At 64.3% G+C, this 1,306-nt stretch carries 1 protein-coding gene and 1 rRNA gene; both read right to left on the reverse strand.

Going from position 1 to position 1,306, the window contains the following annotated elements:
* The coding region (locus BN1193_RS18210; protein ID WP_052460276.1) for a hypothetical protein at positions 1-1,024 on the reverse strand (1,024 nt) is incomplete at its 3' end.
* Positions 1,025-1,182: 158 nt separating this feature from the next.
* A 5S ribosomal RNA gene (rrf, locus tag BN1193_RS00130) occupies positions 1,183-1,299 on the reverse strand.
* Positions 1,300-1,306: the final 7 nt, after the last annotated feature.

The following is a 1,306-nucleotide window of genomic DNA, read 5'->3' on the forward strand; positions in this document are numbered from 1 at the left end:
GGCTATGGCCGCCCGTCTGATCGAGGATGACCCGGAACTCGCACACCAGCATGCGCTCGCCGCAAGCCGTCGCGCCGGCGACGAGAATCGCCATCACGCCGCTGATAACCGGAACCACCATCGCGACGCTGGTAACCGGAACCGCCATCACGCCGCTGGTAACCGGAACCGCCATCACGCCGCTGGTAACCGGAACCGCCATCACGCCGCTGATAGCCCGAGTCGCCATCACGACGGGGACGCGATTCACCATCACGCCGCTGATAACCCGAACCACCATCACGACGCTGATAGCCCGAGTCGCCATCACGACGCGTGCGGAAGTCACCATCACGCCGCTGGTAACCGGAGTCAGCCTCGCGACGCTGGAAACCCGAACCACTCTCACGTCGCCGATTGCCCGAGTCTCCGTCGCGACGCTGGTAACCGGAGTCGCCATCACGACGCGGACGCGATTCACCATCACGCCGCTGATAGCCCGAACCACCCTCGCGACGCTGGTAACCGGAGTCGCCATCACGACGCGGACGCGATTCACCATCACGCCGCTGATAGCCCGAACCACCCTCGCGACGCTGGTAACCGGAGTCACCATCACGACGCGGACGCGAATCACCATCACGCCGCTGATAACCGGAGTCACCGTCACGACGCGAATAGCCGGATCCACCCTCGCGACGCTGGTAACCGGAGTCACCATCACGACGCGGACGCGAATCACCATCACGCCGCTGATAACCCGAACCACCCTCGCGACGCTGGTAACCGGAGTCACCATCACGACGCGGACGCGAATCACCCTCACGACGCTGATAACTCGAACCACCCTCGCGACGCTGATAGCCGGAGTCACCGTCACGACGCGAATAGCCGGATCCACCCTCACGGCGCTGGTAACCGGAGTCACCATCACGACGCTGGTAACCGGAGTCGCCATCACGACGCGGACGCGCGTCCCGGTCACGCGCCGGCCGCGAATCGCGTGGAGCGCTGCTGCGCTGACCACGGTCGTCGTCGCGACCACGACCGCCTCCGGAGCTCGGCCGACGTCCGTAGTCGCGGTCGCCAGATCCGTCTCGTCCGGTTCGTTCGGTCATGGTCGTTCCTCGTCTCCGGCCAGTTCAACAGGCCCGTAAACACGAAATGGCCACCCAACATTGGGTGGCCATTTCGATAAAAGAAGTCCGGCGGTGTCCTACTCTCCCACAGGGTCCCCCCTGCAGTACCATCGGCGCTGAGAGGCTTAGCTTCTGGGTTCGGAATGTGGCCAGGCGTTTCCCTCTCGCTATGGCCGCCGAAACACTAT

Source organism: Microbacterium gorillae (genome assembly GCF_000826185.2).
Taxonomy (GTDB): Bacteria; Actinomycetota; Actinomycetes; order Actinomycetales; family Microbacteriaceae; genus Microbacterium; species Microbacterium gorillae.